The following is a 27,000-nucleotide window of genomic DNA, read 5'->3' on the forward strand; positions in this document are numbered from 1 at the left end:
CAATGCATTATAGCTGTTCAAAATTCGCGGTCCAGCCGCAACTTCAGGCGCTGACGGTGCTGGCCACCGATGTATTATAGCTGTTCAAAATTCGCGGTCCAGCCGCGACCTTTCTTGCCCCCCTGCCATGATTGAAGACGATTTCACAATTGCAGCGAAAGGCTTGAATGACGTTCCGCTCTGCAACATCATAGACCACCGGTGGAAGTCAGCTTCACGGCCCCCCCTCACATGGTTCCTCCCGGTCCCAAACGTATGCGGGGGGGCGCAGCGCGGCATTTCGCTAGCGACAGGCACTTTCACCGGGGAATCCAGGCGGAATCCACCTGCCGCTTGATTTTGGAAAAAGCGACTCATTATCAAAGGCTTGCGGAATCACGATCTTGGCGTGCTGGATTCTTTTCGGAATCCAGGGAATCCAGTTTGTGGAAGCCACCGTGCCGGAAGCCAGCCAGCGGAAGCCACCCTGTAAGAAGCCATTGAATCCAAGTCATTTTTTCATTTGACAAAGCTGCCCCCCTTGACCTACCTATTGATCATCGAAGAATTGCGCCCGCAGGTATCCCGTCGCGGGCGTTTTCGTTTCCCCCACATCGCGGACCCCGATCCTGTCGCTGGCCATGTTGCCCGCACGCATCGGCACGTCCGCCCTGCCGCAAATGAGAACTGCCCCTATGGACCTCGTCTTCGCGCCGCGCCAGATTGAGACGTGGCCGATTGACCGGCTGCGCCCTTATGCCCGCAATGCCAAAATCCACGGCACAGACCAGGTCGCCAAGATCGCCGCGAGCATGGCCAAGTTCGGCTGGACCGTTCCCTGCATGGTGGCCGACGACGGCGAGCTGATCGCTGGGCATGGCCGGGTGCTGGCGGCCATCATGCTGGGGCTGAAGGATGTGCCGGTGATCCGGCTCAGCCACCTCGACGAGGATGATCGCCGGGCTTACCGGATCGCCGACAATAAATTGACCGAGCTGAGCGAATGGGATGATCCAATACTGCGCGACGAGATCGCGCTGCTTCTGGCCGTGGATTATGACCTCGGGCTTCTGGGGATCGTTGATGAGGATCTGGAAGCCCTGCTGCGCGATCCGGATCAGGTGGAAGGCGGTGCGGTCGAGGGTGAGGATGATATCCCCGAACCGCCGGTCACGCCGGTGTCGGTCGCGGGCGACCTTTGGCAGCTGGGATCACATCGGCTGATCTGTGGTGACAGCACGGCCGCCGATGTGGTCGGGCGTCTCTTGGGCAATGTGAAACCGCAGCTGATGGTGACGGACCCACCTTACGGCGTGGAATACGATCCCAGCTGGCGCAACCAGGCAGGTGCTGCCAAAACCAAACGCACCGGCAAAGTGCTGAATGATGACCGCGCTGACTGGCGCGAGGCCTGGCTGCTGTTCCCGGGCGATGTTGGCTACGTTTGGCACGGCGCGCTGCATGCGGCAGAGGTGGCCGAGAGCCTCATGGCGGCTGGCTTCAACGTACGGTCGCAAATTATTTGGGCCAAGGACCGGCTGGTGCTCAGTCGGGGCGACTACCATTGGCAGCATGAACCCTGCTGGTATGCAGTCAGAAAGACCGGCAAGGGGCATTGGGCGGGCGACCGCAAGCAGACTACGCTGTGGCACATTTCAGGCAAAGACCAAGACGCCGCCACAGTGCACGGTACCCAGAAGCCGGTTGAGTGCATGCGCCGCCCAATCCTGAACAACTCAAGCCCCGGTCAGGCCGTGTACGAGCCCTTCATGGGATCAGGCACCACGCTGATCGCGGCGGAAACCACGGGCCGGGTCTGCTACGGGATTGAATTGAAACCGGCATATGTCGATGTAGCCATTGAGCGCTGGCAGCGATTCACCGGTGCCAACGCCGTGCTGGCCGAGAGTGGCGAGACCTTCGCCGACCTGAAGGCCAAGAGGCTGGCGGCATGAATGCGCCTCTGCTGCCGAGTCAGATAGAGATATGGCCGTGCGGCGATGGGAGATGCCGATGGAGAAAGTGGCAACGGTCGTCCCAAATTGACGCATCTGTAGAAGACCGCCGATGTCTACTGTGCGGACCAAGCTGCCTTTCCCTCGCGCAGCATTGAGTAACAAAACCGAGCAAACAAACGGAAGATCGGGCGTTGCAGACTCTGGCTCTGTTAGGCGTTAATCAAGAAATATCGAAATATCCCGTACACATAGAGAGCCGAGAAGATTACATTGATATGTTTCAGCTGTGGCTCTGTCCGGAGCCAGCCGCAGAATACCCAGATCAAACAGAATGGTAAGCCGAGCATCATAGCCGCCAATTGCCAATCTTGAACAATGGAAACTGTGCTACACAGACCCAGAAATAGGGCTGTCCACTTGAGCGGCTGCTCATATGCAGCCAACTTCAAAAGTGTCATATGTAAAACTTTCAGATAAGCAGCGCCGTTGACCCGGCGTTCTGGTATACCATTTCATATCAGTTGACATACTACACGACAGTAGGGTGGTTTAGGGGTCCAGGTCATGATTTACAGACGGACTCTTATCGCTAAACAAGGTCCAGCTGATGTTCACCGAAGCCCTGACGACCCTCAAGGCGAGGTTATCCCCGCACTTACCCTTGAGCAACAGCCGCCTTGAAACGATGTGTTTTTTGATTTTGGGAATGGTGAATGCCCGAACAGTCAATTTGAGCCATCTCGCCTGTGAATTCCCTACCTATGCCAAGGTTGGAAGCACATATCGCCGCCTGCAACGTTTTTTCCAGCATGTCGAGCTTGGCTCAGATTGGGCGGCGCCCTTAATTGTCAAAATGATAGGAGCTGGCCCCTCGTGGCATTTATGCTTGGATCGCACAAACTGGAAGATCGGGCAGCGCCATATCAATTTTTTGGTATTGGCTCTTGTTACACGTCGCCACCGCATTCCGTTGATGTGGAGCGTTTTAGGGCGTGCTGGCAACAGCGACACTGCTCAGCGCATTGCCCTGATGCAACGCTATTTATCCGTATTTGAGGTATCCACCATCAAGTTTTTGCTCGCAGATCGGGAATTTATTGGCGTGCACTGGCTAGATTTTCTCCATAAAAACCACATCCCTTTTGTCATCCGTGTCAAAGCAAACCAGATTGTGACCGCACGGGATGGAAAAACGCAAAGTCTGATTACTTTGCTGCGCACCTGTCGCGGTAAGCGCAATTTTGATGCCTGCTTTGGCGGCAATAAAACAGGTGATGCTATGTGGTTTTCCTTTGCTGGAAAGCGCATCAAAGGTGGCGAACTTTTGATCGTAGTCTCCAACCGGCCCGCGCATCACGCCCTCACCACCTACAAAAAAAGATGGGCTATCGAGAACCTTTTTGGCGACACCAAAACACGCGGCTTCAATATTGAAGACACCAGACTGACCATCTCTAAAAAACTTGAGCTACTTTTAGGCCTTGTCGCACTTGCCGTTGCCTGGGCATCAAAAACAGCCACAAAGCTTATTGGGATTGGAAAAATGAAGCGTAAAAACCACGGATATTTCGCAAAGTCATTCTTTCGAATTGGCTTCGATCAGATCCGAAAACTGCTCAAATCAGACCCAATTGCTGCAGTCTCTCCTTGGTTGCTAATTCCAACCAAAATCAAGAGAGTCGTGTAGTATGATCAGTTGAATGACATAACGACAACACAGACACATTGAGCTCACCGCGACACTAGCTGCTCCGATACACCAATCCCCTAACGTCGACCTTCGTCGTGGTGATCGCCAACCCCAGTTTTTTCTTCAACACCCCAGAGATCACGCCCCTCGCAGTGTGAGCAAGCCAGCCTGTTGCACCGACGATTTCGGCAATGGTGGCCCCGTCGGGCGACTGAAGCATCTCGATCAGCATGGCCTGCTTCGTCCCAGCGCGCTGGGTCGTTTGCTTCGCTTCCGGTGGCACCGAAGCTTGTTTCAGGATAGCCATCGCTGTTGTGACCACGACCGGCTTAACCCCGATGGCCAGCAGACCCGCGTCGGTCACCACCAGCGTGGTGCCGTGACCATCGCCGGTCTCGCGCCAAAGCAGTTCACACTGGCGCAGGTTGGCGTCGACCTCTTGCAGCCAACCGTGTGCAATCATCTTGGTGACAGCCATCTTCGCCGCCGCGCCATGCAGCCCCTTGGGCAGCGGCAGGGCGATGTTGTTGGGGCGCTGGGCACCGGCACTGAGGATGATGGTCTGGGTTTCAGTGAGTTTCGGCATGGCGGGGTCCTGTTCGGTCTGGTGGCGTTGGGCGGGATCAAGCGGCATGTTCGCCCTCCTTGAAGGCGCTGTCGGTGATCTGGCGCAGCAGGCTGGCGTAGTGGTTCAGGGAGCCAACGTCGCCCCAGTTGATCTCGTCGGGGTGCGCTTCAAAATGGTCGTCGCTGAGGGCCGTCAAGCGCGCCAGCATTGCGTCGATCTGGAACTTGGTGGTCATGAAGGCGTCGAGGGCTTTGGTATTGTCGGTGGCGCAGCGGGTGGTCATGGCTTGGTCTCCGGGGATGAGTTGCTTCGTTTTGGTGTAATCACCATCGCTCTGGCGGGGTGGTTAGTGTAGGTAAATCCAAGCAATATCAGTGCTTTCTGATTACACTCTTGCCGCATCTGCCTTCGGCACCACGTTCACCCACTGGCAGTCGATCCACATGTAAAGATGGGCAAACTCCTGCATCGGACGCGGCAGCATGCGCGGATCGCGCGGCGGGCTGAAGCAGTCCAGCGCCTCGGCCGTGACCTGCCGGATCTCGCGCGCGGCAAGGATGTCCTCGGGCTTCCAGCGCGCCAGCGCGGGCAGCATATGGGCGGGGTAGCCGTCGAAGTGGACGTAGACGTGCGTCCATTCGTCGGGGCCGGTCTGGATGGCGATCTGGGCGCGCGTGCTCATCTGCCCGCCTCAGATCAGCTGAAGCTCAGCCAGCACAGCGCTGGCGGCGGCGAGCTGGGTAGTGGGCAGTTCGATCTTCAAGTGCGAGAACAAGTCCGAGCAGTCCGCCCGGATACCGGCCTCGGTCATCGCTGCTTCAATGCTGGCGGCGACGCTGTTCAGGCGGCTGCGATTGAGATGGTCGGGCAGCGTGTCGATATCGATGCGGATGGTGGTTGTGGCCATGGTCATGTCCCTGTGCTCCTTCAGCGCTTGGCTGCGGCGGCAAGGCCTGCGTCATAGGCCTCGTTCAGCGCGGCGCGCATGGTCCAGACCGCGACATCGTGGAAATCCAGCCGGTCGCGGTTTCGGGTGTCCAGCGTCTCGACGAAGAAGTGCCTGGTGGCGATGTCGAGGATCAGCGCCTCTGGCGCGGCTGGTGCGGGTTTGGTTTTGGTCGCTTGGGTCATGATCTGGTCTCCGATCCGGGGGTGATTTCCTGATCAGAGAATCGCTCTATCGCGGAGTATAATCAACTGAATAAGATAATTATTTCCATTTAATTACAATATCTTGAGGTTAATGCAATCGCCATGGAAGGTATGTCAGAACGCGAGTATTCCGCCCATACCGGCCTGTCGCGCGGGGCGATCCAGAAGGCACGCAAGGCCAGTCGGCTGGTGGTTTACAGCGACGGGTCGATCAACGCCGCCGCGTCTGATGTGCGCCGAGCCGACATGACCGACCCGGACCAGCAGCGCCGCAGCACCGGCAGCGGCGATAGCAGTTTCAGCGGCCCCGCCGACAGTTCTTCGTACCTGAAGGCCCGCACCGCGCTGACCGTCTATCAGGCGCAGGACAAGCAACTTGGCATCCAGAAGAAGAAGGGCACGTTGGTCGACCGCGCCCGGGCCGAGGCACTGGTCTTTCGCCTTGCGCGGCAGGAACGCGACACATGGGTGACGTGGCCCAGCAGGGTGGCGGCATTGATGGCGGCCGAAGTGGCGGCGGAAGTGGAAAAGCAATCCGGAACACCGGTGATCATCGAGGCCGCGATCCTGCAGAGGGTGCTGGAAACCCATGTCAGACAGCACCTCGAAGCCCTCGCCGATCTCCGGGTCAGCCTCGGATAACGACAGCACGGCCAGCGATGATCTGACCGCAGACCTCGATCTGGGGTTTGATGGGGCCGAAGACATTCTGCGCAACTGGCGACGTGGAATGCGGCCTGATCCGGACCTGACGGTGTCGGAGTGGGCGGATGCGCACCGCAAACTGTCATCGCGGGCCAGCGCGGAACCTGGACAATACCGCACGTCGCGGACCCCGTATCTGCGCGAAATCATGGATGCCCTGTCGCCCCGCCACCCGGCGCAGCGCATCTCGTTCATGAAAGCGGCGCAGGTTGGGGCTACAGAGGCTGGCAACAACTGGATCGGCTTCGTAATCCACCATGCGCCGGGTCCGATGTTGGCAGTATTGCCGACGGTGGAAATGGCCAAACGCACATCGCGCGGGCGGCTCGACCCCTTGATCTCGGAAAGTCCGGTACTGCGTGCGCTGGTCAATCCGGCCCGGTCGCGCGACGCGGGCAATTCGATGCTGTCCAAGGAATTCCCCGGCGGCATCCTGGTGCTGACTGGGGCGAACTCGGCAACTGGCCTGCGGTCGATGCCCGCACGCTATATTTTTCTGGACGAGGTTGACGCCTATCCAGCCTCGGCGGACGAAGAAGGCGATCCGGTCACGCTGGCCGAAGCGCGGACCACCACCTTCTCGCATCCTCGCAAGGTGTTCATGGTTTCCACCCCGACGATCCGGGGCATCAGCCGGATCGAGCGCGAATACGAGGCCAGCGATCAGCGCCGCTTCTTCGTGCCCTGCCCGCATTGTGGCCATATGCAATGGCTGCAGTTTGAGCGCCTGCGCTGGGACAAAGGGCAGCCTGACACCGCCGCATACCATTGCGAGGGGTGCGAAAAACCCATTGCCGAGCATCACAAGACGCAGATGTTGGAAAAGGGCGAATGGCGCGCGACGGCTGTGTCGGCTGATCCGCATTCCATCGGCTTTCACATCTCGGCGCTCTATTCACCGCTGGGCTGGAAAAGCTGGCAGCAGATCGGGCGCGACTGGCTGGCGGCGCAAGGCTCAGAGGAAATGCTGCGTGCGGCGCGCAACACCCTTCTTGGCGAGACTTGGGTCGAGAGCGGCGATGCACCGGAATGGCAGCGGCTGGCGGAGCGGCGCGAAGCCTATGGTGGGGCGCAGATTCCCGTCGGTGGCCTGTTCCTGACGGCTGGTGTCGATGTCCAAAAGGACCGGATTGAAGTCGATGTCTGGGCTTGGGGCCGGGACAGGACAAGCTGGCTGGTCGATCACATCGTCATCTCCGGTGGTCCGGAAGATCCCGCGTGCTGGGACAAACTGACCGCCCTGCTGGGTCGGACGTGGGCTTGCACCAATGGTGCTGTGATGGTGATCGGCAAACTGGCCATCGACACCGGGTATGAAGCTCCAGCCGTTTACGCTTGGGCGCGGAAACAGGGCTTCGATCAGGTGGCCACGATCAAGGGCCTCGAAGGCTTCAACCGCGCCACGCCAGTGTCAGGCCCGACCTTCGTCGACGCCACCATCGGCGGCAAACGTCTGCGCCGCGGTGCGCGGTTGTGGTCGGTGGCCACAGCCACCTTCAAAACTGAGACCTATCGCTTCCTACGGTTAGAACGGCCCTCGGACGAAGATCGGGCGCTGGGCGTGCTGGATGCGCCCGGCACCGTCCATCTGCCCAACTGGCTTGACACTGAATGGCTGAAACAGCTGGTGGCCGAACAACTGGTCACCGTGCGCAACAAGCGCGGTTACATCCCGCCGAGGAATTCGCTGCGGCGAAAGACGATCTCGTCGATCTCACCCGCCGTGGTGATCGCAGGGTCGACCGCAAGGTCTGTCACCATATGCGGCAGCAGGCGGGCGGCCTCGGCGTTGAAGTAATGGGTGATGGTCATGGGCGTGTCTCGGATCCGGGGTGATTTCCTGATCGAAGAGTCGCTCGACGGGCGAGTGTAATCAACTGAATAAGACCCCTATTCTATTTTAATTCCAATATCTTGAGGTCACGGCCAATTGCCATGGAGGGGATGAGAGAGCGCGAGTATTCCGCCCATTCCAGTCTCTCGCGCGGGGCCATTCAGAAGGCGCGCAAAGCCAGGAGGCTGGTAGTTTACGGCGAAGGCTCTATCAACGTGGCCGCGTCCGATGTGCGACGCGCCGAGATGATCGATCCGGACCAGCAACGGCGCAGCACCGGTAGCGACGCCGGGTTCAGCGGTCCAGGCTGACAACTCGTCCTATCTGAAGGCCCTTACCGCGCTGACCGTCTACCAAGCGCAGGAACGTCAGCTGGCGATCCAGCAGAAGAAGGGCACGCTGGTTGATCGGGCGTGCGCCGAGACATTGGTTTTTTGCCTGGCGCGGCAAGAGCGCGACGTCTGGGTGACCTTGTAAACGCCATTCAGAAATGTCATTGGCTGCGCAAACCAGAAATGTCATCAAAGGCGCTGACGGTAGCAAGGCTTAGCAGCCCGGAGACTTCATATATCGTAGGGTTGGTAAGCCTTGCGGATTGATCAGATGGGTCGCTTTGGTTAGCGTCTGTTCATGGATCCGACCCTCAAACTTCACGCCGATGTCGATGTCATGGAGCATTCGCCACTTTTGCGCGGGATGGTTTTGACGCTGCGCTATGCCGATGAACATGGCGGGATCGGCAGATGTTCCGACAGTGACATGGCCCTAGCTGTGGTTCCGGTCATGACAAACCCTTATTCCTTGAGGTCTACTGTTCACTTCGTCCAAACTCTTCGGGAATAGCTTGTCCGCTTCGGGGGTCTTGATCGACGGCGGGATCATGACCTTGTCACCCGGCGTCCAGTCCGCAGGCGTGGCAATATGCTTTGCGTCACCCGTGTAAAGCGCGTCGATTACCCGCAGGATTTCATCTAGATTGCGCCCCACATCTAACGGACAGGCCATAGACAGACGGATATTCTTATCCGGGTCGATGATGAAGACCGACCGCATCGCCGCCGTCGAGCTTTCGTGTACGTAGATCATGTCATAAAGCCGCGCCACCGTGGCTGTCCGGGTCGCTGACAATCGGGAATTTGACAGTCGTGACGTTCGTCAAGACTACCAAATATGCAGCTTCGGGCCGGCTAGGTCTTGTTCGGGGTTGAGTTGCGAATGGGTTATTGTGTGGATGTGCGCACGCTGCCTGCGATGCTGAGTACGGCAAAGATGACGGCGGCAACACAGACAATGGACGGTCCTGCTGGCGTGTCAAATATGTAGGCGGCCCGCAGCCCGACCAAAGCCGAGACAGAACCGATGCCTGCCGCCACCAAAGCCATGCTTTCTGGCGTGCGGCTCAGGGGTCTTGCGGCGGCGGCGGGGATGATCAGCATCGCGGCGATCAAAAGCACGCCCACGACCTTGATCGCGACGGCGACGGTAATAGCCAATGCCAGCGTCAGAACGAGTTGTTCACGTTTTGGATTGATGCCGCTGGCATGGGCCAAATCCTCGTTCAGCGTTGCAGTCAGAAGGGGCGACCAGCGCCAGCTGATTAGTCCCACCACAAGGGCAGCACCCCCCCAAATCACCGCGAGGTCCATGCGCGACACGGCAAGTATGTCGCCAAAGAGATAAGCCATCAGATCGATCCGGATACCGGACAGGAACGACACCGCCACCAGCCCGAAGGCCAATGCGGAATGGGCGAGAACCCCCAGCAGCGTGTCCATCGCATAGCCCCGCCCCGTGAGCAGGTTCACTGTCAGCGCCATCAGAAGCGCAATCACCATGGCCCCGGCAAAGACCGAGATCGACAGGGCCAGCGACAGGGCAACGCCTAGGATCGCGGCATGGGCCGTCGCATCGCCGAAATAGGCCATGCGACGCCAGACGACGAAACAGCCCAGAGGAGCCGCTGCAAGGGCGACACCGACCCCGGCAAGCGTGGCGCGCATCATGAAATCATCGAGCATTATTCGGCGGCCTCTGTATGGTCATAGTGATGATCATGATCGTGCGCGTGGTCATGATCATGGCGATACAGCGCCAGCGCCCCCATCGTGCCCGACCCGAACAGCGCACGGTATTCCGGGGCCGAGGCGACCACTTCCGGCGTGCCTTCACAGCAGACATGGCCGTTGAGGCAGATCACCCTGTCCGACGCGCTCATCACCACGTGCAGCTCGTGGCTGATCATCAGCACGGCGCAGCCGGTGTCACGCCGCACCGTCTCGATCTGGCGGTAAAAGGCGGCGGACCCCGGCTGATCCAGCCCCTGCGTCGCCTCGTCAAGCAGCAGGAGTTGGGGCTTCCCGATCAACGCGCGCGCCAGCAGCACCCGCTGGAACTGCCCGCCGGACAACCGCGACATCTGCGCGCCGGACAGGTCCGGCACACCGGCTTGGGCCAGTGCTTCGCCAAGGTGAGGTGCAGAAACCCCTCCCGGCAGCGCCAAAAAGCGCGCCACGGTCATCGGCAATGTTGGGTCGATGTGCAAACGCTGCGGCACATAGCCCACTCGCAGGTCGGAACTCTGCGTCACCCGACCGCGCGACGGCTTCACCGCGCCGATGATGGACCGCAGAAGGCTGGTCTTGCCCGACCCATTTGGCCCAACGATGGTAACGATCTCGCCGTGTTCAACCGTAAGCGAGACGTGCGACAACACCGTCTTCGCGCCATAGCGAACGCTCAGGTTCTCGACTTGCACAAGGCTCATACGGATACTTTCTCGGGGGCTTTTTCAGCGCAGTTCGGACAGACCCCTTCCGCTTCGACCACGGTGCGCTCGATCCGAAATCCGATTGCGCGGGCGGCGGTGCCCAATGCACCCTTGGCCACAACCGAGTGCGCCTCGGCTACGGAATCGCATAAGCGACAAATCATGAAAGCAGGCGCGTGGTTTTCGCCGGGATGGGCGCAAGCGATGAAGGCATTCAGCCGTTCGATCTTGTGGGCCAGTCCATGAGCCACAAGAAAATCAAGCGCACGGTAGGCGACGGGTGGTTGTGATCCAAAACCTTCGTCGCGCAGGCGATCCAGAATCGTGTATGCGCCGAGCGCCCGGTGTTCCTGCAAAAGGATCTCCAGAACCTTGCGGCGCACTGGCGTGAACCGCAGATTTTTCTTTTCACAGCGCGTCTCGGCAGCCGCCAGCCCATCCGCCACACAGGTGCCGTGGTCGTGGTGCGCGAACCCCACCGGAGTTGCAGTGCCTTCCAGGCCTTTCGAGGAGCCACTTGTCATGTTATCACGTTTCCAATATGAGGAATGTAACGTTATACAATCACATGGAGGACATGATGTCCAGAATGCTGCTTCCCCTTTCGATCACCGCCGCCCTGATGGGAGGGACCGCCTTTGCGGAAGTGCCCCGTGTTGCCGTTGACATCGCACCGGTCCATTCGCTGGTCGCGCGTGTCATGGATGGCGTCGGGACACCCGACCTGATCGTCCAGTCCGGTGCCAGCCCACATGAATATTCGCTCCGCCCCTCCGAGGCCACCGCGTTACAGGAGGCGGATCTTGTCTTCTGGGTCAGCCCCGATCTGACCCCGTGGCTCGGTGACGCGATAGAGACACTGGCGACAAACGCGACCGTGACGGAACTACTGGAAGCGGACGGCACGATCGAGCTTGAGTTCCGGGAAGGCGCGCTGTTCGAGGCGCACGAGGAGCACGCCGAAGGCGAACACGAGGGCGAGGAGCATGCCGAGGGTGAGCATGACGACCACGAAGGCGAAGAGCACGCCGAAGGAGAGCATCACGACCACGAAGGCGAGGAACACGCCGGGGAAGAGGCTGGCCATGAGGGCCACGACCACGGCGAACATGACCCCCACGCGTGGCTGTCACCGCAGAATGCTGCGACCTGGCTGAATGTGATCGCGGGTCAGCTTTCCGCAACCGATCCGGACAATGCCGGTGCTTATTTCGCAAATGCAGCCGCAGGTCGGGCCGAGATCGACACCCTGACCGCCGAAGTCAATGCAATGTTGGAGCCGGTGCGTGGCGCACGGTTCATCGTCTTTCACGACGCCTATCAATATTTTGAATCCGCCTTCGATTTCCCCGCTTCGGGTGCCATTTCAGTGAGCGACGCCTCCGACCCAAGCCCGGCCCGGATTGCCGAAATCCGTGCAAGGATTGCTGATGAAGGCATCGATTGCGTGCTGGCTGAGCCACAGTTCAACGCAGGTCTTGTGGCAACAGTTCTTGACGGAACGGAGGCCGGAACCGGTATCCTCGACCCTCTTGGCTCCGATCTGGAGCCCGGCCCGGCGCTTTATCCCCAACTTATCCGCAATCTCGCAACAAACCTCGCGGAGTGCCTCTGAACAGAGCTGAATCGATGGGGCTGTTGGCGTATATCGCGTTGGCGGCCCGACTCCCACCTGCCTGTGACACGACGACCGGATTTGTCTGCGTGGGTAAGACCTCGCTTCTGAATGCCATTTTGCGCGACGGATTCAACGGGAGGATTGCTGCAATCGTGAACGAGTTCGGCTATACAGGTTTCGATTACGATCTGGTCAAGGCCGTTAGCGAAGAGGTGATCCTGATGCAGTCAGACTGTTAATACGCTCAAGCGCCAATTAGCCGCTTTTCAGTAAGGTGGTTTGCCATTTTAAAAGCTGCCGCTTATTAACTTTGCGATATTACAAAGGAACTGAGACGCCTGAAACGCCCATTTGGCTCAACCATTGGCCTGACGCTTGGCATCGGCCTTGCGGTCCCGGCTGAAGCGCATCCGCATGTCTTTGTCGACGGCGGGGTTAATTTTGTCATGTCGGGGCCGGAGACGCTCGATGCTTTGTCGGTCACGTGGCTCTATGATGATTTCGAAACGCTCTATGATCTCTCGTCCCGTGGGATAGAGCCGGAGGCGAACGGCAGCCTTTCTGAAGCCGACCGGGAGACGATCCGCGCAGCGTATAGTGACTGGCCGGACGATTTTGACGGCTCGGCGCACCTGTCGATCGACGGTCAGGCGATTGAATTGGCATGGCCCAGCGATCTAGCGGTCGATCTGGTCGACGGACGCCTGCAACTCACCTTTCTACGCAAGTTGGAAGAACCGGCAGATCTGGTGGGCAAGGCCGTCGAGGTCGCATTCTACGAAGCTACGTATTTCTTTGCCTTCAAGATCACCAACCAACCTGTCTTTGATGGCAGCGAGGCCTGTGAGGCGACCGTTGTGCCGTACACACCTGGCGAACAGTCCGACGAGTTGCAGCAAAAGCTCGCGATGCTGGGCCGCGAAGAGACCCCGGACATCGCCAATGTCGGTCAGCTATTTGCAGACAGGATTATCATAGAATGCGCATAGCAGTTTCGATCACGTTGATCTTGCCGGCGATCCTGCTGTTCGCCATCGGAAAAATTTGCAATCTCTTTCGGGCACATGCGAAGCCGAAGTCGCTCCGTTCGAACCGGACGCCGCTGCCGCCGCGTTGCAGGCGCAACTTGCTGCCTTGTTCCGGAAGGAAACGCCGGAGCAAGACAATGTCGGACGCTTGTTCTCCGATGAGGTCAGCCTGACATGTCGATGAGACTGTTTTTGATTTTTTCTGCCTTGATCGTGGCGCTTGCGGGCCTCTGGGTGCTGCTGCCTTGGACCGCAATCCTGCATTGGGCTATCGCCGAACAGCGAACGTTCCAGAACTCAATGGCACGCGCCCTGCGCGGTATTCAGGCCGGAGAGCCTCTGGCAGTCTGGACACTCTGTGCAGCGACTGCTGCCTATGGGTTTGTCCATGCGCTTGGCCCAGGGCATGGCAAGGTCCTGATCGGTGGGGCGGCCTTGGCAAGTTCTGTGAGTATGCGTCGCCTTGGCGTTCTCACACTTCTTTCGAGTCTTGCGCAGGCTGGCACTGCGATCCTGCTCGTCGGTGGCCTCGTCTTCCTTTTTCGACTGGGATCGAGAGATCTGGTGAGCTTCACCGAAACGTGGCTTGCCCCGGCCAGCTACGCCGCCATTGCAGCAATCGGAGGGATTCTGATCTTTCGTGGTGCGCGGTCGTGGCACCAGATAGGCCAGCGAGATCATCATGACGAAAACTGCGGTTGTGGTCACGCTCATGGGCCAAGCATCGAGGAAGTCCGCACGCTGGGTTCAAGGCGGGATGCCTTGGCCCTCATTGCCAGCATCGCAATCAGACCCTGCACGGGCGCGCTGTTTGTTCTGGTCATCGCTGCCCGCTTCGACGCCTTCTGGATCGGGGCTCTTGCGGTCATCACGATGGGACTGGGGACAGCGGCATTCAACCTTTTGGTTGCCGGATCAGGTGTTGTGACCCGCAGCCTGGCCGGATTAGGCGCAGGCGACGGTGAAGGGGTTCTGACGCTGTCAGCGGCTCTTCATGTCATCGGTGGTCTGCTGATCGTGACCCTCAGCATCGGCATGCTACTGCCATGGTTGGGTGTATGACTGCATGCCGCAGATCAAAATTCGAGACCTGTGACATCCACCTCGCTAACCTCCAGCACCGGTGCTGGAAAACGCAGCACGAACCGGCGCTTATCCTGTTTCATAACAGTGACGACCGTCTCGAAATCAGGACAGCCGGGTTCGTGGCAGGCAAGCTCAGCCACCGAGACATGATCGTCGTCCTCCAGCGTCATATGTGCGGCCACCCAGCCCTTGATCCGGGCGACCTGTTCGGGATCGGGTGGCGGTCGGCGCTTGAACAGGTTGAACATCACGCGCCCTCCCCACCAAGGGGTGCCCAGAGCACACGGCCATCCTCCGCAGCGGCAAAGAGCCATCCCGTCTCCGGGGTGACCGCAAGGCAGGTAATTGCCTCTCCTCCGCGCCGACTGATCAGCAGCCGTTCTGCGGAAACGTCAAGCTCACTGTAGAGGATCGTGCCGTCCTTGTATCCTGCGACGACGGCGTCGTGCCCCGGCAGTCCGGCCACCGCCGTCGCGAGCACCTTGCTTTGACCTGCAACCATCAGCGGGTCGCGCCCCATCGGGCCTTCCTTGCCGTCGAACGGCCAGCAGATCGCGGCATCCGCGCCGCTGGTGACCAGATGCGGTGCGGCCCCCACCCAATCCAGGCTCTTAACCTTGACGGGGTAGCCCGACATCCGCATGTCGGCCTTGTCCCGCAGACGCCAGCCATGCAGGGCGTTCTCCTGCATGACCGAGACGACATATTTGCCGTTCGGGCTGAACCGGACACCCAGATGCGAGCCGGCCCATTTCAGGGCGGTTGATTTCCAGCCGCGTCGGGCCTTTGTCCAGAGTGTCACACCACCATAGTGTCCTACCGCGAGACGCTCGCCCTTGGAATCGAAGGAAAGGCCTCCGACGGTGCTTGGGTGATCAAGGCTGTGACGGTGGCCGCCGCTGTCCCAAAGATGGACGGTCTTGCCAACCGAACAGGCCATGCCACCATCCGCCGCCACAGCGACAGCATCGACCCATTTCGAGCCGAAGCCTTCGATCTCCTCCATCTCGCCCGCGGCATCCGTCCGCACCAGCCGCCCGTCATCGCCGCCGGTCAGCACGAAGGCCCCTTTCGGATCGGCTGCAAGCGACAGGATAGCGCCCAGATGCGCGCGCCGCGCCAGCGGGTCGAAACCGGGCTGGAACAAGCGCAGCACACCATCGCCAAAGCCCGCCGCGACGGCATCGCCAAGCACAACCGCGCCTGAAGGCACGGCAGCGCAATCATACGCCGTCCCCGCCTTCTCGATCGCCGTCGGTTCCAGCGGATCGGCAAAACGCTCTCCCGGACTCATGCGGCTTTGCACGCTTCGAAACCTTCCTTCAGCGCCATGCCGTCCAGATTACGCCCGATGAACACCAGCCGTGAGCCGCGCGGCTTTCCTGCTGGCCAAGGGCCGAGAAAGTTGCCGTCCATCAGCATGTGTACACCCTGAATAACATAGCGCTCTGTCTCGCCCGCCATATCGAGGATGCCCTTGGAGCGCAGGATATCCTGCCCGCGGGTTTGCAGGAGCCGCCCGAACCACGCCTGGAACCTGTCGGGATCAAGGGGTACGTCGGAGGTCAGCGAGATACTCTTGATATTGTCGTCATGCTCATGCTCGTGACCTGAGTCGAGAAAATCCGGTTCGAACTCCAGCACGCGGTTGAGGTCAAAGGCGTTCAGGCCCAGCACCTCGTCCAGGGGGACCGCGCATTTTTCGGTGCGGATGATCTTTGCATAAGGGTTCATCGCCTTGATGCGCGCCTCGACTTTTTCCAAGCCTGCCGCATCCACCAGGTCGATCTTGTTCAGCAGCACGATGTCGGCAAACGCAATCTGCTCTTCCGCTTCGTGGCTTTCGGACAGCTGCCCCTCCAGATGCCGCGCGTCCGCCACAGTGACGATGGCATCGAGCCGGGTGAGGTCGGCTACGTCCTGATCCACATAAAAGGTCTGCGCCACGGGAGCCGGATCGGCGAGGCCGGTCGTTTCGATCAGGATCGCGTCGAACTGGCCTTTGCGCTTCATCAATCCGGCGAGGATGCGGATCAGGTCTCCGCGGACGGTGCAGCAGATACAGCCGTTGTTCATCTCGAACACTTCTTCATCGGCATCCACCACGAGCTCGTTGTCGATGCCTTCCTCGCCGAACTCATTGACGATTACAGCGTATTTCTTGCCATGCTCCTCGGTCAGGATGCGGTTCAAAAGCGTGGTCTTGCCTGCGCCAAGAAAGCCGGTGAGGACGGTAACGGGGATTTGGTTTCTCATCGAGATATCTCCTTGATGTCTGGTTCGGAAAACCAGAACTAGTTATGAAATAACATATCTTATTCTAATGAATCTGTCCATCGCCGTTCTCACGTCGTCCGACATCAAGCACGCCTGATCATGAGCCACAGAAAGAACAGTCCACCCGTCACCCCGGTGACGATACCAATTGGCAGATCTTCAGGTGCCATGACCACCCGTGCCCCTGCATCCGCCCAGATCAGAAACACGGCACCCGCAAGGGCGGACCCCGGCAGAACACGCGCGTTATCGCCGCCCGCCACCATGCGTACAAGATGCGGCATCATCAGCCCCACGAACCCGATAATCCCAGAAAATGCTACCATCACCCCTGTGATCAACGCCGCGACGGTGAAAACCGCCAGCCGGAACCGCCCGACCGCAATCCCCAATGTGGCGGCAGTCTCATCGCCAAGGCACATTGCGTTAAGCGCGCCCCGGCGCGACCAGAGCCAAAGCGAACAGGGCACAAGCACCGCGACCGGAAAGAGAAGATGCGACCATTGCGCCAGGCCAAGGCCGCCCAGCATCCAGAACACGACTGTGTGGGTCGCGCGTGGATCGCCCAGAAAGATCAGGATGTTCGCTCCGGCCATCACGACAAAGCTGACCGCGACCCCCGCCAAGACAAGACGATCAGCACTGGTCGCACGGGCCAGATGCGCAACGCCAAGCACCAAAGCGGTTGCCGCCAGCGCACCGCCGAATGCCATCAGCGGAACAGTGAGCAAGCCAATGAACATACCGGTATGCAACAAAGCCGCAATCGCCCCGAAAGCACCACCCGACGAGATGCCGAGCAGATGCGGGTCCGCCAGCATGTTGCGCGTAACAGCTTGAAGAGCTGCACCACAAAGGCCCAGCCCCGCCCCGACGAGCCCCGCAAGGATCACACGTGGCAGCCGTATATCCCAGATGATGCTTTCGCGCCCGGCGCTCCAGTCAGGTGTAACGATACCGGGCAGGACACGGTCAAGTGCCACGCCCCAAACCGTGCCAAGCGGGACGGCCACCGCGCCCACCGATACCGCGACCATCACCGACACTCCAATCAGCGCAAGCGCGGACCCCACAGCCCCAAGTCGCCACACAATCCGGCGCGGCGTGTCGGACGCTGTGACAAGGCTCATTCGCCTGCTCTCGCAAAGCCCGCAACCAGCGTTTCAACGGCTGCGATATTGCGGGGTCCGGGTGTTGCCTCAACGTATTCCAGCACGACGAAGCGGTTGTTTCTGACCGCATCAATCTCGGCAAAGGCCGCGTTTTCGCGCATGAAGGCGATCTTTTGTTCTGCCGTCACATCACCATAGTTCACGATCACCACCACTTCCGGGTTGCGCTCCACGACAGCTTCCCAACCCACGACGGCCCAGCTTTTCTCCAAATCACCCATGATGTTCACGCCGCCTGCGGCTTCGATAAGGGCGGTTGGCATGGCGTAGCGACCTGCCGTAAATGGTGCATCTTCGCCGCTGTCATAGACGAAAACTCGCATGGGATCGGCCAGGTCGACAGCCGACGTCACTTCGGCCAATCGTGCGCGATACCCCTCCACAAGGGCCTCAGCCCGGTCGCTGACGCCAAAGATCGTGCCAAGGTTCAGGATGTCCTGATACATCGTATCCATGCTGGCCTCGGGCATGGACATGATGTGAGTGCAGCTTTCGGTCAACTCATAGACCGCGATGCCGAAAGGGGCGATTGTATCCGGCGTCACTTCGCCCCCGACTTTCATGCCATAATTCCAACCTGCAAAGAAGAAGTCGGGCTCAGCACCGACCAGCACTTCCTTGGAGGGGTATTTCTCGGACAGCTCCAGAAGCTCTGCGATACCCTCGCGCATCTCTGCGTCCAGCGTCTTCCAGCCGGAAATGCCGGTATATCCGACCATCCGGTCGCGAAGACCCAGAACGAGCATCATCTCGGTCAGGTTAACATCGTTGGAAATCGCGCGTTCGGGTGGTGCATCGAAAGTCACCTCCCGATCACAGCTTTGCACCGTAACGGGGAAAGCGGCGGCGGCAGTTGCAGAAAACAGCAGGGCGGCAATGCTCAATCGTATCATGTTGGTCCTCGTTCAGGGGTTCAGGTGGAAAGCGAAGCGCGGAGCGGGACCGGAGCGGTCTACCTCGGCGCGGATATCGAAAGCGGTGGCCAGATAGGCCTCGGTCAGCGCCTCAGCGGGCGGGCCGTCACACAGAATGCGTCCGTCGTGCAGCACGATCACCCGGTCGGCGAATTGTGCGGCAAGGGTCAGATCATGGAGCGTGGCGATCACGGTCAGACCAAGGCCGCGCAGAAGGGCCAGCAGTTCAAGCTGATGGCGGATATCGAGATGGTTTGTCGGCTCATCCAGCACAATGACGCGCGGTTCCTGTACGAGGGCGCGCGCCACCATGACCCGCTGCCGCTCGCCCCCCGACAGGGTGCCAAAGGGGCGGTCCGCCATTGCGATCAGGTCCATCCGAGCCAGTGCCTGCGCGACGATCTCGCCATCGCGTGCGCCGGGGCCAGCGCCCCAGCCCTGCCTGTGCGGCAGCCGTCCCAGCGAAGCGATCTGGCGCGGGGTCAATGCGAAATCCGTCGGCTGCTCCTGCAATACTGTCGCGACGATCCGTGCAACCTCGGGCGGGCGCATCTGCCAGATGTCCCGTCCAGCCAGCATGACCTTGCCCTGTCGCGGTGCCTGAAACCGGTAGATGAGACGCAGAAGCGATGATTTCCCCGCCCCGTTCGCGCCGCAGATCGCAAGGACCTGCCCGGTCGGAACGGAAATCGAGATGTCACGCAGGATATCGTACCCTCCGCGTGGACCCCAATGAACCGATGTCAGTTCCACATCCGGCGTCGCGATCATGCGCTGACCTCCGGTTCAACGGGTCTTGCTGCCGGTATCCGCGCCAAAGTGTAATCCGCCAGCTTTCCCGGGCGGTCGCCCGACCGGCACCAGCCGTCGTCGAGCGACACGTACAGTTCCGCGAACGTCACGATGTCGGCGATGTCCGCCTGCGGATCAAGATCGCTAAAGAACCAAGTCGCTTTGCCAGCCGCGCAGACCGCAACCGTGCAGGGCCGCCCGCACCCGGCCATGCAGGCGCTACCGGTGACTTCCATAATGCCGCCAAGTCCTGCTGTTTCGATGGCATCGCGCAGGGCGGGCAGCATGCGCTCGCCCGGTCTGTCGGTTTTGCCCGCGTGACGACAGGTCTGACACACTAGAATCTGATGCGGCGCGGATTGCGTAACACTGTAGGCGGGCGTGGGAATGGGACGTATGGGGGCCGTCATGAGTATTCCGTCGCCTGAATTGACGCTCTTACACTGCACGGCATGTAATTTATATCGACCCGAACCCTCATCACAGGATCGTCGGGTTGGGGGCATCGCCATAGACGATTGCCGGATCGAACAGCTTGCGGTCTTCGCTGAACGTCAGTGCCCCATCGGCGTCCGGCCCGACCGGAACGCGGCGATAGAAACAGGACCGATAGCCGACATGGCAGGACCCGCCGTTGCCCGCGACGTCGACCCGCAGCCAGATCGCGTCCTGATCATCGTCGATCCGCATCTCGATCACCCGCTGGACCAAGCCTGAGGTCGCACCCTTGTGCCAGACGGCCTGCCGCGTGCGGCTGAAATAATGCGCTTCGCCCCTCTTGATCGTCCGTTCGAGCGCTGCGGCATTCATCCAGCCGATCATCAACACCACTCCATCACCTGCGTCCGTGGTGACGCAGGGCATCAGACCGTCCATTGGAAAGCGGGGCGCGAGCAGACTGCCCTCCTCGACCCCGACGACTGTGCGGCGGGGGTGAAAGACAGGGTCGTGTAAATTGCGTTCAGTTGCCATATGCAAACGTTATGTCATAACATAACGTACTGCAATGCTTAAATTGCCTCCTCGGATCAAGCAAAAGACGTCCAGTTCAGGGCTGCTATCTCGATAGCCTTCTCCATGAAGAGCATGAAGGGCAGAACACCCTCGAAGTGCAGTTAACGACCTCTCCCGCTCTTCCAAGACTTTATTTGTTATGTCATAACATTCCACGAATCATTTATATTTGGAACTGTTACCAGCATGTCTCAACCCGCATCACCAACAGACACCCGCCTTCCGGTCACACTTCTGACTGGCTTCCTCGGCGCGGGGAAAACGACACTGCTAAATGCGGTGCTCGGGGCGACGAAAGGACCGAAGATTGCCGTTATCGTGAACGAATTCGGTGAGGCCGGTCTTGACCACGACCTGATCGAAGCGGTCGACGAAGAAATCGTTCTCATGCAGTCGGGCTGCCTGTGCTGTTCTGTCCGGGGCGATCTGGCGCGCACGATGGCAGACCTGATCGACCGCAGACAGAATGGAGACATCTCCTTCGAGCGTGTGATAATCGAGACGACCGGCCTGGCCGAACCTGGGTCGATCCTGCAAACCCTGCTGGTTGATCCATATCTTGCGCGCAACGTGCGCATGGATGGCGTCGTCACTGTTGCGGATGCCGCCACCGGGCAAGACACGCTCGACCGCCAGTTCGAGGCCGTTTCGCAGATTGCGATGGCGGACCTGCTGGTGCTCAGCAAGACTGATCTCGTCCCGGCAGCGACAGCGAAGGCCTTTGAGACACGGCTCAGCGCGCTTAACCCAACGGCGCGCATTCTACGCGCAAGCCGAGGAGAACTTCCGAATGGAGCCCTGTGGGAGCTGAGTGGGTTGCGAGTGACCGCCACACCCGAACAGACGCTTGGCTGGCTTACCCCCCGCGACCCTGCTCGGGCTGCCGATCCGTTCAACAACCTTTCTGGTCTTGCTCCAACGCGCTCCGCGGCCGATCTGACACTTCCCCCCCACGACGCGCGGATCGGCACAGCCTCTATCGTTCTGGACGATCCTATTCCTCCGGTCGCCTTCGACATGTGGCTCGACACACTGATCGCCCTGCGCGGACCCGACATCCTTCGCGTGAAGGGGATCGTGTTTCTCGAAGGGATCGAGAAACCCTTCGTTTTCCACGGCGTCCAGCATGTGTTCGACCCGCCCGTTCCCATGCGGAACTGGCCCGGCGGCGACCGGCGCTCGCGCATCGTCGTGATCGCGCGCGACATCACCCGCCCCGAACTTGTGCGCAGCCTCGACATGCTGCGCGCCCGCCTTCCCGAGAACACCAATGCTCTCCCATTCTGAGGAATCCTTTGCATGACCGATCAAAAACTGCCCGTTACCGTCCTCTCCGGCTTTCTGGGTGCCGGAAAGACCACGTTATTGAATTGCGTTCTTAACAACCGTGAAGGGCGGCGGGTGTCGTGCTGAACAAGGTTGCGGACGCGGCACCGCACCGGGTGGACGCCGCCCGCAAGATTATCCGAAGTCTCAATGCCAATGCGCGGATCATCGAGACCAGCCACTCCGACGTGCCCGCGGGCGCCATCCTGAACACCGGGCTTTTCGATTTCGAGAAAGCGCAAGAGCATCCGATGTGGGCCAAGGAGCTTTATGGCTTTGCCGACCATGTGCCCAAAACCGAGGAATACGGTGTAAAGTCGTTCGTGTACCGCGCCCGGCAACCCTTCGATCCTTCGAGGATTCTTGCCCTGCTGAATGGCGATCTGCCCGGCGTGATCCGCGCCAAAGGGCACTTCTGGATTGCGACGCGGCCCGAATGGGCGGCCGAGTTTTCGCTTGCGGGTTCGCTGTCGTCCGTCAAACCGCTGGGCACCTGGTGGGCATCTGTTCCGAGGGACCGCTGGCCAGATCAGGACGGCGCGCGCACCTACATGATCGAACATTGGTCCGAGCCATGGGGCGACCGGCGACAGGAGATCGTGTTCATCGGTGCGGATATCGACTGGCCACGGCTCAAGGCGCGGCTCGACGCGGCGCTGGTGCCCGAACACCTCGCGCCCTCGCCGGACATGCTGCCCGATCTGCCCGATGCTTTTCCCGTCTGGCGCAGGACCGAGGCCGCGGCATGATGTTTGAGGGCGGAGTCTTACAGGACGCCAATTTCGGGGTGTGCGTCGTAGACGCGTTCGAAGGCTTCAGCGTGATCGCCAAACCCGGTTGCACCGCCGCGATCTGGCGGCGGCAACCGCTGCCGGAGTTCCAGACATGGATCGATCAGCTGGACCCCGGCAGGCTACCGACTGCCCGCCTGATCCTGCGGGCCCAGACGGTGCGGGCCGCCGCGTCGGAGATTTGCGCACTTTCAGAAGCCCCCGACAATACCCAGCAAGCGCGCCTGATCGACGACATTGCTGCACTTGCCGAGCTGTTCGCGGCGCTGATGCAAGCGCCGTTCCTGCGTCTGCGGCTTGAACGCGTGACGACAAATGCGTGTCACAAGTTCCATATAGACGCCGTGACGGCGCGGCTGATCTGCACCTATCGCGGGACCGGTACGCAATACGGTGTCTCACCCGATGGCGCTGAACCGCGCCGTGTCTTTACCGTACCGACCGGCGCGCCGATCGTGCTGCGCGGGACGCTTTGGCCGGAACACCCGAGATCTCGACTGCTGCACCGCTCGCCACCGATTGAAGCGACCGGCGAGACACGGCTCGTGCTGGTTCTCGACCCGGTGTTCGATCCGGAGGACGCGGTGTGAGTGGCAATCTCGGGGCCACAACGCTCAAGCGCCGACGCAGATCAGGCGATCCAATGCGCGCCTTCGACGCCCTTCCCAGGCCGCTGCGCCGTTGGCTTGCCGGGGCCGCCCTGCCCTGGTCGCCTGCCTCATGTCGGCGGGTGTGGGACAGGGCGCGCCGCAAGGGTCTGAGCACGCAGGACACGCTTCAACTTCTTTCACGCGCGGAGATGAACACCCTCGCGCGCGACCGTCAGCACACCATCATTCACATCTCATCCGGCACCCTCGCATCGCAAATGCACTCGAGCCTGCCTTCATCTCACGCAAGGAATTGAATATGCGTTTTCTCTCAAGGCTGGCCACGGCAGCTGCTCTGATGAGCGACAACCATCTTGGCCGGTGGGGCTGGACGGAAGACGGGCTTGCCCGTTTGGAGGGCAGCCCCACCGGCCTGATTAATTTTGGGAATAGGTGCTGGTCGCTGCGGGTTGGTAAGCCGGGTTTCTCTGCCATCAAACGGAGGACCCGGGTTGGCCTACAAACCCATCACCGACCAGCAATTGAGATTATACATGACCGACCTTCAAAATCACAGTCAGCGCACAGCGGCTGCCCGCGCCGGGTTCAGCGAACGAACCGCCCGTCGCTTCGATGCCGACCCGACACCGCCCTCAAAGCGCAAGATCGCTCATGAGCGCACGGTGAGCGATCCTCTCGAACGCTATTGGGAGATCGACCTTCTCCCTCTTTTGGAAATGGACAGCGCGTTGCAGGCGGTCACCCTGTTGCGCCACCTTCAAAGCGCACATCCACTGGCGTTCCCCGACGACCGTATTCGGCGCACCCTGGAGCGGCGGGTGCGGCAGTGGCGGGCGCTGAGTGGCCCCGAGCGCGACATCATCTTCCGCCAGACGCCGGAGCCGGGATACATGGGCCAGTCAGACTTCACCCATGCCGACGAGCCGGGCGTGATGATCGCAGGCCAGCCGTTCCCGCACCCGACCCGCCCCCGGCGGGCAATGCCCGCCAGATCGTAAAGTCTGCGCGGCATTGCCGCGCGGGGGCGGGTTTTGCATTTCTGGAGCCCACTCATGCCGACCACGACCTATACCCATTTCCGCGACGTGCCCGAAAGCGCCTGGCGCTGGCCGAGCTTTTCCCCGGCCGAGATTGCATGCCGCGGCACCGGCGCGATCAAGATCAACACCGAGGCGATGGACAAGCTGCAGAGCCTGCGCAATCGCCTCGGCAAACCTCTGATCGTGCGGTCGGGCTATCGCAGCTCCAGCCACAACTGGGCGGTTGGCGGGGCACCGGCCTCCAAGCACATGCTGGGCACCGCGTTCGACATCGCCATGTCGAACCATGATCCCGCCATTTTCGCCGAGGCGGCACGCGCCGTGGGTTTTCTGGGCTTTGGCACTTATCCTCGCTCGGGTTTCATGCACATCGACCTCGGCCCCTCGCTGTCCTGGGGTGAACCGTTCGCCCCGCGCGCCACGCCCTTTGTGCCGGAAATTGCCCCTGCCCGCGAAGTGTTGGCAGACAGCCGCACCCTGAAAGGTGGTGGAGCAGCCGGGATCGCCACCGTCGGCGCGGCCGTTGTTGAAGCCGCGCAGGACGTCTTGGCAGAAACTCAATCCGCCATTCTGCCTCTGGTGCCCTACCTCGACACCCTGCGCTGGGTGTTCATCGCCGTGGCGCTGATCGGCATCGCCGTCGCCATCCACGCCCGGATCGACGACTGGAAACGAGGCCAGCGGTGATGGGCTTCATTGCAGCGATCCTCACCAGCGGCCCGGCGCGCAAAGCGCTGGGCCTGCTTTTGGCCACCACCACCATCGCCCTCTTCCTCCTGAACCTGCGCCGTGCAGGTGAGCGATCTGGGAGGCTGGCCGAGCGATTTGCAACAACGGAGAAGACAAATGAAATTCATCGCCAGATGCTGGACGCCGCCAGCCGTCGTCCCCCTGATCGCGATGCTCTGGCTCAGCGGATGCGCAACGGTCAGTTCTGACGCACGCGCGCCATGTCCGCCCGTGGTACTCTACAGCGTCACCGAACAGGCGCGCGCCGCATCCGAAGTGGCTGCCCTGCCAGAGCGCGCGGTCGTTGTCCGGATGCTAAGCGATTACGCCGTTCTGCGCGATCAGGTACGGGCGTGCATATGACTGCTGGGCTGGGCTCCAAACCGACAAGAAGTACAAGGCGGCTAGATAATGGGATGACCGACTCAGTGGGCGGTGAGCTGCCGTTCGCTGCGATCTGCATGAGTGACCGCAGTGCGGACAAACGACCTTTTTGTGCATCTGCAGCATTTCGGCCTCACCAGTGAGTATCGAAAACGCAAAACAGCCAACAGCTCAATTTTCAAAGCTTTGTCGCAAACAGAAACCCATGCGGCGCTGCAGCATAAGTTCACATCGATTGTCGATATAACCTCATGATGATCACAGGAGCACCATAGGGCGCGAAAGGGCATTTCATGATCAAAGTGCTGTCCGGTGTCTGGGCCCTTCTGCTTGGTATCGTCCTTATCATGCTTGGCAACGGGATGCATTTCACCCTGATTGGTCTGCGTGGCGGGATAGAGGGATTTTCATCGACCGAATTGGCGATTGTGACTTCCAGCTATTTTCTTGGTTTCCTGTCTGGAGCGCGGCTCACCCCGTTGATGATACAGCGGGTCGGCCATGTGCGTGTCTTCGCGGCACTTGGCAGCTTCATGTCGGCTGGGCTGATTGCGTTGCCGCTCTTGACCGAACCTTGGGCCTGGACCGCGCTGCGGATAATCGTGGGGTTTTGTATGTCGGGAATATATGTTGCCGCTGAAAGCTGGCTGAACGCATCCGCCACCAATGAAACGCGCGGAAAGGTGCTGTCGGCGTACATGATTGCGCAGACATTGGGCATCATCGGCGCGCAGGGGCTGCTGACATTGGGCGATGCGGCGACGTCCACGCTCTTTATCGGTGCTTCGATCCTTGTATCTATCTCACTTGCACCGATCCTTTTGTCCGCCACTCCGGTTCCTGCGGTCGAGGTTGCGCAACCAATGCCCTTGCGCCGCCTGTTTGTGGGATCACCATTAGGCACCGTCGGGATCTTTTTGCTCGGCAGCGTCTACGCGACGCAATCGGGTATGGGCGCCGTTTTCGGGAGCCAAATCAGGCTCACAGCTAATCAAATCGCACTTTTCATCGCAATGCTGTTCGCCGGTGCACTGGTGCTGCAATATCCGATTGGATGGCTTTCGGACCGGATGGACCGACGAATACTCATTTTTGGGTTAGCCTTGCTCGGGGCTGCATCCTGTCTGCTGGGGTGGATCACCGGTGGTGGGTTATGGCCGCTGATGACGGCAGCATTCTTTGCAGGGGGCGTCACCACGCCACTTTATGCCCTGCTCTTGGCATACACGAACGATTCTCTTTCAGCGGCTGATATGCCAGCTGCGTCTGGGGGTCTTGTTTTCACCTTCGGGCTGGGTGCGATTGCGGGTCCGCTGGTGGCCGGCTGGGCGATGAAGGGACTTAGCCCCTATGCTTTCTGGTTGGTGCTCGGCGCAACTTTTACCGCCATCGCGCTCTACGCACTCTACCGTATGACACAGCGCGCCGTAGTCCCCGTCGCAGAAACCGATAGCTACCTTAACATTCTACCCACCGCCTCAACCATAGCCGTGGAAGCTGCGGGTGAATGGGCTGTCGAAAACGCGCAGGCCGAAAGCGAAACAAGTTTGGCTTAATGCGATCAA

The 27,000-nt window shown here is 60.2% G+C and carries 34 protein-coding genes and 2 pseudogenes; 19 read left to right on the forward strand and 17 right to left on the reverse strand.

Annotation, left to right across the window (positions count from 1 at the left end):
- Positions 1 to 674 precede the first annotated feature (674 nt).
- Together H147_RS0114975 and H147_RS0114985 are read left to right on the forward strand one after the other, a co-directional pair.
- Entirely contained in the window at positions 675 to 1,934 is a 1,260-nt protein-coding gene (locus H147_RS0114975; RefSeq protein ID WP_019956201.1) for a site-specific DNA-methyltransferase, read from the forward strand.
- A 610-nt stretch (positions 1,935 to 2,544) separates the two neighbouring features.
- Entirely contained in the window at positions 2,545 to 3,624 is a 1,080-nt protein-coding gene (locus H147_RS0114985; protein WP_019956203.1) for an IS4 family transposase, read from the forward strand.
- A 55-nt stretch (positions 3,625 to 3,679) separates the two neighbouring features.
- On the opposite strand, the gene H147_RS0114990 is transcribed toward H147_RS0114985, so the two are convergent.
- From H147_RS0114990 to H147_RS0115010, 5 genes are all read right to left on the reverse strand, one after another.
- The gene (locus H147_RS0114990) at positions 3,680 to 4,261 is read right to left on the reverse strand and encodes a DUF3489 domain-containing protein (RefSeq protein ID WP_019956204.1); all 582 of its coding nucleotides are present in this window, start codon (positions 4,259 to 4,261) and stop codon (positions 3,680 to 3,682) included.
- On the reverse strand, positions 4,251 to 4,478 hold the full coding sequence (locus H147_RS0114995) for a hypothetical protein (RefSeq protein ID WP_019956205.1): 228 nt from the start codon (positions 4,476 to 4,478) through the stop codon (positions 4,251 to 4,253). Before H147_RS0114995 ends, H147_RS0114990 begins: the two co-directional genes overlap by 11 nt.
- A gap of 102 nt (positions 4,479 to 4,580) precedes the next feature.
- The gene (locus H147_RS0115000; protein ID WP_019956206.1) at positions 4,581 to 4,877 is read right to left on the reverse strand and encodes a hypothetical protein; all 297 of its coding nucleotides are present in this window, start codon (positions 4,875 to 4,877) and stop codon (positions 4,581 to 4,583) included.
- Between the two features lie 9 nt (positions 4,878 to 4,886).
- Positions 4,887 to 5,108, reverse strand: coding sequence for a hypothetical protein (locus H147_RS0115005; protein ID WP_019956207.1), 222 nt, complete (start codon positions 5,106 to 5,108; stop codon positions 4,887 to 4,889).
- Positions 5,109 to 5,122: 14 nt separating this feature from the next.
- Complete coding sequence (locus H147_RS0115010) at positions 5,123 to 5,326, reverse strand: DUF6900 domain-containing protein (protein WP_019956208.1); 204 nt, start codon at positions 5,324 to 5,326, stop codon at positions 5,123 to 5,125.
- A 123-nt stretch (positions 5,327 to 5,449) separates the two neighbouring features.
- On the opposite strand from H147_RS0115010, the gene H147_RS0115015 reads away from it, so the two are divergent.
- From H147_RS0115015 to H147_RS21385, 3 genes and pseudogenes are all read left to right on the forward strand, one after another.
- Positions 5,450 to 5,989 (forward strand): hypothetical protein, encoded by a 540-nt coding sequence (locus tag H147_RS0115015; protein ID WP_019956209.1) that lies wholly within the window; start codon positions 5,450 to 5,452, stop codon positions 5,987 to 5,989.
- Positions 5,937 to 7,850, forward strand: coding sequence for a phage terminase large subunit family protein (locus tag H147_RS0115020; RefSeq protein WP_019956210.1), 1,914 nt, complete (start codon positions 5,937 to 5,939; stop codon positions 7,848 to 7,850). The genes H147_RS0115015 and H147_RS0115020 overlap by 53 nt, the downstream gene beginning before the upstream one ends.
- 137 nt (positions 7,851 to 7,987) lie before the next feature.
- Positions 7,988 to 8,357: pseudogene (locus H147_RS21385) on the forward strand (hypothetical protein); the annotation flags it as partial.
- A gap of 294 nt (positions 8,358 to 8,651) precedes the next feature.
- Here the strand turns inward: H147_RS21385 and H147_RS19875 are convergent.
- The 4 genes from H147_RS19875 to H147_RS0115050 all read right to left on the reverse strand — a co-directional run bounded on the left by H147_RS19875 (position 8,652) and on the right by H147_RS0115050 (position 11,177).
- Positions 8,652 to 8,990, reverse strand: a complete 339-nt coding sequence (locus H147_RS19875; protein ID WP_245541160.1) for a thioredoxin domain-containing protein — start codon at positions 8,988 to 8,990, stop codon at positions 8,652 to 8,654.
- Positions 8,991 to 9,106: 116 nt separating this feature from the next.
- Positions 9,107 to 9,904, reverse strand: a complete 798-nt coding sequence (locus H147_RS0115040) for a metal ABC transporter permease (protein ID WP_019956214.1) — start codon at positions 9,902 to 9,904, stop codon at positions 9,107 to 9,109.
- Positions 9,904 to 10,650 carry an ATP-binding cassette domain-containing protein gene (locus H147_RS0115045; protein WP_019956215.1) on the reverse strand — a complete coding sequence of 249 codons (747 nt, stop codon included), beginning with the start codon at positions 10,648 to 10,650 and terminating at the stop codon, positions 9,904 to 9,906. The genes H147_RS0115040 and H147_RS0115045 overlap by 1 nt, the downstream gene beginning before the upstream one ends.
- Positions 10,647 to 11,177, reverse strand: a complete 531-nt coding sequence (locus tag H147_RS0115050) for a Fur family transcriptional regulator (RefSeq protein WP_019956216.1) — start codon at positions 11,175 to 11,177, stop codon at positions 10,647 to 10,649. Before H147_RS0115050 ends, H147_RS0115045 begins: the two co-directional genes overlap by 4 nt.
- A 44-nt stretch (positions 11,178 to 11,221) precedes the next feature.
- On the opposite strand from H147_RS0115050, the gene H147_RS0115055 reads away from it, so the two are divergent.
- From H147_RS0115055 to H147_RS0115075, 4 genes are all read left to right on the forward strand, one after another.
- Positions 11,222 to 12,268: a zinc ABC transporter substrate-binding protein gene (locus H147_RS0115055; RefSeq protein WP_019956217.1), complete on the forward strand. Its 1,047-nt coding sequence runs from the start codon at positions 11,222 to 11,224 to the stop codon at positions 12,266 to 12,268.
- 14 nt (positions 12,269 to 12,282) lie between these two features.
- Complete coding sequence (locus H147_RS0115060) at positions 12,283 to 12,510, forward strand: GTP-binding protein (protein ID WP_019956218.1); 228 nt, start codon at positions 12,283 to 12,285, stop codon at positions 12,508 to 12,510.
- A gap of 141 nt (positions 12,511 to 12,651) precedes the next feature.
- Positions 12,652 to 13,260 carry a DUF1007 family protein gene (locus H147_RS0115065; RefSeq protein WP_245541167.1) on the forward strand — a complete coding sequence of 203 codons (609 nt, stop codon included), beginning with the start codon at positions 12,652 to 12,654 and terminating at the stop codon, positions 13,258 to 13,260.
- A gap of 273 nt (positions 13,261 to 13,533) precedes the next feature.
- Positions 13,534 to 14,361, forward strand: a complete 828-nt coding sequence (locus tag H147_RS0115075) for a nickel/cobalt transporter (RefSeq protein ID WP_162561691.1) — start codon at positions 13,534 to 13,536, stop codon at positions 14,359 to 14,361.
- Between the two features lie 14 nt (positions 14,362 to 14,375).
- Here the strand turns inward: H147_RS0115075 and H147_RS0115080 are convergent, their stop codons facing one another.
- The 8 genes from H147_RS0115080 to hisI form a co-directional block, all read right to left on the reverse strand.
- The gene (locus H147_RS0115080) at positions 14,376 to 14,633 is read right to left on the reverse strand and encodes a hypothetical protein (protein ID WP_019956221.1); all 258 of its coding nucleotides are present in this window, start codon (positions 14,631 to 14,633) and stop codon (positions 14,376 to 14,378) included.
- The gene (locus tag H147_RS0115085) at positions 14,633 to 15,691 is read right to left on the reverse strand and encodes a WD40 repeat domain-containing protein (RefSeq protein ID WP_162561692.1); all 1,059 of its coding nucleotides are present in this window, start codon (positions 15,689 to 15,691) and stop codon (positions 14,633 to 14,635) included. Before H147_RS0115085 ends, H147_RS0115080 begins: the two co-directional genes overlap by 1 nt.
- On the reverse strand, positions 15,676 to 16,641 hold the full coding sequence (locus H147_RS0115090) for a CobW family GTP-binding protein (protein ID WP_019956223.1): 966 nt from the start codon (positions 16,639 to 16,641) through the stop codon (positions 15,676 to 15,678). The genes H147_RS0115085 and H147_RS0115090 overlap by 16 nt, the downstream gene beginning before the upstream one ends.
- 104 nt (positions 16,642 to 16,745) lie before the next feature.
- On the reverse strand, positions 16,746 to 17,792 hold the full coding sequence (locus H147_RS0115095; RefSeq protein WP_019956224.1) for a FecCD family ABC transporter permease: 1,047 nt from the start codon (positions 17,790 to 17,792) through the stop codon (positions 16,746 to 16,748).
- Positions 17,789 to 18,727 (reverse strand): ABC transporter substrate-binding protein, encoded by a 939-nt coding sequence (locus H147_RS0115100; RefSeq protein WP_019956225.1) that lies wholly within the window; start codon positions 18,725 to 18,727, stop codon positions 17,789 to 17,791. The genes H147_RS0115095 and H147_RS0115100 overlap by 4 nt, the downstream gene beginning before the upstream one ends.
- Positions 18,728 to 18,739: 12 nt before the next feature.
- Complete coding sequence (locus H147_RS0115105) at positions 18,740 to 19,519, reverse strand: ABC transporter ATP-binding protein (RefSeq protein WP_019956226.1); 780 nt, start codon at positions 19,517 to 19,519, stop codon at positions 18,740 to 18,742.
- A complete protein-coding gene (locus H147_RS0115110) occupies positions 19,516 to 19,950 on the reverse strand; it encodes a DUF1636 family protein (protein ID WP_051108219.1) in 435 nt (144 codons plus the stop codon). The genes H147_RS0115105 and H147_RS0115110 overlap by 4 nt, the downstream gene beginning before the upstream one ends.
- A gap of 70 nt (positions 19,951 to 20,020) precedes the next feature.
- Positions 20,021 to 20,512: a phosphoribosyl-AMP cyclohydrolase gene (gene hisI, locus H147_RS0115115; protein ID WP_026352581.1), complete on the reverse strand. Its 492-nt coding sequence runs from the start codon at positions 20,510 to 20,512 to the stop codon at positions 20,021 to 20,023.
- A 228-nt stretch (positions 20,513 to 20,740) separates the two neighbouring features.
- Between hisI and H147_RS0115120 the strand changes: the two genes are divergently transcribed.
- From H147_RS0115120 to H147_RS0115150, 10 genes and pseudogenes are all read left to right on the forward strand, one after another.
- A complete protein-coding gene (locus H147_RS0115120) occupies positions 20,741 to 21,841 on the forward strand; it encodes a CobW family GTP-binding protein (RefSeq protein ID WP_019956229.1) in 1,101 nt (366 codons plus the stop codon).
- Between the two features lie 12 nt (positions 21,842 to 21,853).
- A complete protein-coding gene (locus H147_RS21595; RefSeq protein WP_169379867.1) occupies positions 21,854 to 21,967 on the forward strand; it encodes a GTP-binding protein in 114 nt (37 codons plus the stop codon).
- Positions 21,958 to 22,629: pseudogene (locus H147_RS19880) on the forward strand (CobW family GTP-binding protein); the annotation flags it as partial. The gene H147_RS21595 and the pseudogene H147_RS19880, both read left to right, overlap by 10 nt.
- Complete coding sequence (locus H147_RS0115130) at positions 22,626 to 23,261, forward strand: DUF1826 domain-containing protein (RefSeq protein ID WP_019956231.1); 636 nt, start codon at positions 22,626 to 22,628, stop codon at positions 23,259 to 23,261. The pseudogene H147_RS19880 and the gene H147_RS0115130, both read left to right, overlap by 4 nt.
- Positions 23,258 to 23,578 carry a DUF6525 family protein gene (locus H147_RS21390; RefSeq protein ID WP_110570996.1) on the forward strand — a complete coding sequence of 107 codons (321 nt, stop codon included), beginning with the start codon at positions 23,258 to 23,260 and terminating at the stop codon, positions 23,576 to 23,578. The genes H147_RS0115130 and H147_RS21390 overlap by 4 nt, the downstream gene beginning before the upstream one ends.
- A 195-nt stretch (positions 23,579 to 23,773) precedes the next feature.
- Complete coding sequence (locus H147_RS19885) at positions 23,774 to 24,280, forward strand: hypothetical protein (RefSeq protein WP_019956232.1); 507 nt, start codon at positions 23,774 to 23,776, stop codon at positions 24,278 to 24,280.
- A gap of 54 nt (positions 24,281 to 24,334) precedes the next feature.
- Entirely contained in the window at positions 24,335 to 25,009 is a 675-nt protein-coding gene (locus H147_RS0115140) for a YcbK family protein (protein ID WP_019956233.1), read from the forward strand.
- Positions 25,009 to 25,260 (forward strand): hypothetical protein, encoded by a 252-nt coding sequence (locus H147_RS0115145; RefSeq protein ID WP_019956234.1) that lies wholly within the window; start codon positions 25,009 to 25,011, stop codon positions 25,258 to 25,260. Before H147_RS0115140 ends, H147_RS0115145 begins: the two co-directional genes overlap by 1 nt.
- 22 nt (positions 25,261 to 25,282) lie before the next feature.
- Entirely contained in the window at positions 25,283 to 25,414 is a 132-nt protein-coding gene (locus H147_RS21500; RefSeq protein ID WP_281162198.1) for a hypothetical protein, read from the forward strand.
- Positions 25,415 to 25,728: 314 nt separating this feature from the next.
- Positions 25,729 to 26,991 carry an MFS transporter gene (locus H147_RS0115150; RefSeq protein ID WP_019956235.1) on the forward strand — a complete coding sequence of 421 codons (1,263 nt, stop codon included), beginning with the start codon at positions 25,729 to 25,731 and terminating at the stop codon, positions 26,989 to 26,991.
- The last annotated feature ends 9 nt before the right edge of the window (positions 26,992 to 27,000 follow it).

This window comes from Yoonia vestfoldensis DSM 16212 (assembly GCF_000382265.1).
Taxonomy (GTDB): domain Bacteria; phylum Pseudomonadota; class Alphaproteobacteria; order Rhodobacterales; family Rhodobacteraceae; genus Yoonia; species Yoonia vestfoldensis.